Source organism: Longimonas sp. (assembly GCF_046498435.1).
Taxonomy (GTDB): Bacteria; Bacteroidota; Rhodothermia; order Rhodothermales; family Salinibacteraceae; genus Longimonas.
The window spans coordinates 1-3782 of sequence record NZ_JAWOAR010000310.1; the positions used below are offsets into that span (position 1 = coordinate 1).

Below are 3782 nucleotides of genomic sequence, written 5' to 3' on the forward strand. Positions count from 1 at the left end.
TAGTACCCGAGGTGGGACTCGAACCCACACGGTGCACAAGCACCAACGGATTTTAAGTCCGTTGCGTCTGCCGATTCCGCCACTCGGGCATTGAGAGATATGCAGAAGGGCTCGCCAAAGACAATCCGCATCCCGATACCCATGCATTCCGATGGGGTTTCGGAGAGTACTTGCTCTTGAAAACTCGGCCCGTCGCCGCTCGGTCTTCGACTGACTTTGCATTGATCTTGCCTCGCTCACTGCGTATTGTTGAAGCAGTTTGTCCTACACGCTATCCTCTATGTTTGTGTGGCAGGACCGGCTTCCTGACTTTCTCGCCTCTCAACGATTAACGCATGCGCTTCGTAGCCTTCTGTGTTTGCAGTATCGTCCTTTTAGTTTTGGGGGAGGCTGAGCCTCTCGCCGCCCAGCACACCGGGCAAACCCAGCGGGCAGTTGCGCCGTCGGTGGAGGCGCTGGGTCGTGGCGATGTAGGCGCTGCTCTCCCCGAACGCGCCCATCCCTTTTCCTACAATCCGGCCCATTCTGCTGCGCTTCCCACACAGATCACCGCCTTTCGGATTCAAGGAGCCGGGAGCGGGCACGTCGCCGATCCGCTACGCCACATGTCGCGCGGTGGGCCGGGCGAGATTTTGAATGGCGAGCCCACCGACTTCGATGATGACTTCCAGACCTTTGCCGATAGCACACGCCGCGTCGGGGCGCGTCCGTCTATTTTGGAGGCGACCATCGCCCTGCCGTCGTTCGTCTACCGGCGCGGACCGTATGCGGTGAGCGGCGGGGCTACAGTGCATAGCCTTCTCAACCAGCGCTTCCGCTCGGACGGTCCTGATGCCATTCCAATAGCCGACCACCGCGCGCGTACCGATGTCACGCTGTCTGGTACGGTCGGATACGACGCCTCGGCGCACGTTCCGGGCCTCCGCCTGGGTGTTACGCTCAACGCACTACAACGCTACGTGTCGACGCTGGAGCGCCGCATCGACCGGGTGCGTCCCACCGACAAAATGCCGGTGGTCGAGTCCACGCCGCTCCTGGACCAGCTCACGTTTTTCGACAGCCGTGCCCCGCAGAATCCGGTGTGGGTGGGCCGCAACGTCAGTTTTGATGTGGGTGCGATGTACACCGTGTCGGCATTTGACCTGCCCGGTACGCTGCATGTCGGCGCGGCGGCATTCGACCTGTGGGCGTCTGAGTTCACCTTCTCGCTCCAGGACACCGCCCCGCGCATCCCCCTACTTGGCCCGCTCTTGCCTGACCAATCGGCTCCGGTCGTGAACGGACGTGTATCGCCGTCGGACCCGCTCTCTGACGCACAGGCGGAGCGCTTTCAGATCGACCCGTCGGTGCGCGTGGGAGCGGCCTACACACAGGAGGCGTGGGGACCCTTTCGCAATCTGGCGGTAGCGGTCGATTACCAGGACTACCGTCGCCCGTCCGTCGAGCAGTCTGCGCTGGCACATCTGCATGTGGGGGCTGAGGCGCAGTACGACATCTTGATTGCACGTCTCGGCATCAACCAGGGCTATCCGACGGCGGGCGTGGGGCTGCGCATGGGCCACATCCACGTGGATTATGCGTTCTACGGACGCGAGGAGGGTTCGTCGTTTCGCGAGACGTACAACTACGTGAACACGCTGCAGGTGGCGCTCCGGTTTTGATAGGGTGGGTGGTTCCGTTCGTTGTGTCCGTGTTTGAGCAAGTAGGGACACGGCGCGTATCTGTTTAGCGCAGGAAGAAACAGGTGCAAGCGCGCCGCTCCAAGCCGCTCCCCTGGAGTATCTGTTTAGCGGCTTTCAATGACCGCCGGGGACCGCTTGCGTCCCCGGCGATTTTTGGAACGGATGCTATCGGCACTGCACGTGTCCTGGCCGACACGTCGCTAAGCGCATACCCTGGGGAGGGGAGCTGTCGCGCAGCGACTGAGGGGTAGATCTGAAGCAGCACTTCATGTGGAGGTGCCCTATGTAGAGGTGCCCCGGCCCGTGAGCCGCCTGCTTCTGCCAGCGGGGACCGGATGTTCGTAGAGAGCAATGCCGTGCCGATGTTGTGGGAGACCTTTCGACTCCGCTTCGCTTTGCTCAAGGTGACAAAAAGGGGAGAAGGGGAGCATGCAGACCCATGGAATGCCCCAACCAATCATTGAAGCCCGCTAAACACGTACCACGGCGCGTCGTGTCCCTACCTGCAAACATTATTGGTTTCCCAACGCAAAAAAAGCGCCCTCCTCCCGACTTGGGAAGAGGGCGCTTCGGTGTTTAGGCGATGTCGCCATTGCGGCGATGCCTCGATGCGATTACTGCGCACGCACAAGGATGTCATCGACCTGCCAGAGCTCCGTGCTGCCGCCACCGGTTCCGCTGCTAATGTACTGGAACGCAATGTAGACTTCCTCTTCCTGGAACTCTTCGTCGCTGATGTCAATCGCGTCGGTGGATACAAACTCGTATCCGCCTTCCGAATACGCCGCACCTTCGCGGTTTGTGATGTCCGTCCAGGTGAAGTCTTCCGGGTTACCTTCACCGTCGTAGTCGGTCGACACCTTCACAAGCAGGCCCTGATCGAGACCGCCATCTTCGAAGTTTCTGGCATTGACGAACGAAAGCGTCTGCCCATTCGTCTCAGCGAAGTCAAACGCTGGCGAGATGAGCCAGCTGTTCGATGGCTCATCGGCGCCAAAGCCGTTGGCCTCCATGTACGGCGACTGGTCATTGTCGAAGGTGGTCACTTGCCAGTTATTGCCGCCTTCAGACGCATCGAAGACCGTGAACGGATCGGCCTCTTCATCGCTGAAGCCTTCTTCGAGGAGGGTGATCGCACCCAACACGAGCGTGAAGCGGTCGCGGCTGCCGATGGAAGCACCTTCTACATTTTGAATCGCAAAGACCGCATCGAGCTGCTCATCAGTGTCTGCGTTGCCCGACAGGGGAATGTTCACCGTAGCGGTGGCATCGTCGCCTTCTGCATTTGGGGGGAAGGTGACGGTACCAGCCCGGTAGCCGTTGCCATCGCCAATGATGGCGTCATTGGGGAAGCCAAACTCGGCCGCTTCGGTTTCGCTGGCCGCGTTGGCATAGAGCAGTTCTGCTGTGACTTCGCGGTCGGGGGCGTCGCTGATGGTAACCTCAACCGGCACGCTATCAACTGAGCGCGAGCTGGAGACCGAGGAGCTTGCAAACTGGACGGTAGGCTCGTCGTCTTCGCCTGCCAGATTAGGGTCGATGCCGCTATCGCAGCCTGTACTCAGGAGCAGTAGGGCCGCGAGTGCAGCTATGGGAAATCGTAAAAACGTGGAATACATAGGGATGTAAGCCGGAAAGTGGAAAATAAGATGTCAGTAGGCAAACGCATCTCCCCTGCCGAGGCCCTCCCCGGCAGGGGACAGATGCAGACTCATCTAAAAGATGTACCGCACGCCCAACTGGAGACGCCAGCGCGATGCGATGTTCGAGGTATTCAGGAAGTCCTCGGTAAGGCGATCACGCACGGTGCCTTCGTCGAACTCAACGAACGGCTTGCCAATGTCATCTTCTTTGACGAGGCGGCCTTCGATTTCGCGCCCCACATCTGCTGGCGCAATGTACGACCGATCAGATTCGCCGGTGGGGTCTTGAGCCAGCTCCCAGGCGTTGTTGTTGTTGAAGCCAGAGAACTGGATCAGCCCCCATTCGGCCATCAAAAGTCGGTAGGTCTCTTACTGATTCTCATTTTTGTGCTTCAGCTGGCGGCACCTTGTCCGGTCACGGCAAAGGACGGGAGCCAGCCGATTCTGACCGATATTA

General features: G+C 59.7%; 3 protein-coding genes and 1 tRNA gene. 1 reads left to right on the forward strand and 3 read right to left on the reverse strand.

Features of this window, described 5'->3' with window-relative positions; genetic code table 11:
* Window positions 1-3 precede the first annotated feature (3 nt).
* Window positions 4-89 (reverse strand) — tRNA-Leu (locus tag R6U20_RS11905).
* Window positions 90-380: 291 nt separating this feature from the next.
* Here R6U20_RS11905 and R6U20_RS11910 point away from each other — a divergent pair.
* A complete protein-coding gene (locus R6U20_RS11910; protein WP_410338075.1) occupies window positions 381-1661 on the forward strand; it encodes a hypothetical protein in 1281 nt (426 codons plus the stop codon).
* Window positions 1662-2296: 635 nt separating this feature from the next.
* Here the strand turns inward: R6U20_RS11910 and R6U20_RS11915 are convergent.
* The gene (locus tag R6U20_RS11915; RefSeq protein ID WP_410338076.1) at window positions 2297-3301 is read right to left on the reverse strand and encodes a choice-of-anchor J domain-containing protein; all 1005 of its coding nucleotides are present in this window, start codon (window positions 3299-3301) and stop codon (window positions 2297-2299) included.
* Window positions 3302-3397: 96 nt separating this feature from the next.
* Window positions 3398-3676, reverse strand: a complete 279-nt coding sequence (locus R6U20_RS11920) for a hypothetical protein (RefSeq protein WP_410338077.1) — start codon at window positions 3674-3676, stop codon at window positions 3398-3400.
* Window positions 3677-3782 lie beyond the last annotated feature (106 nt).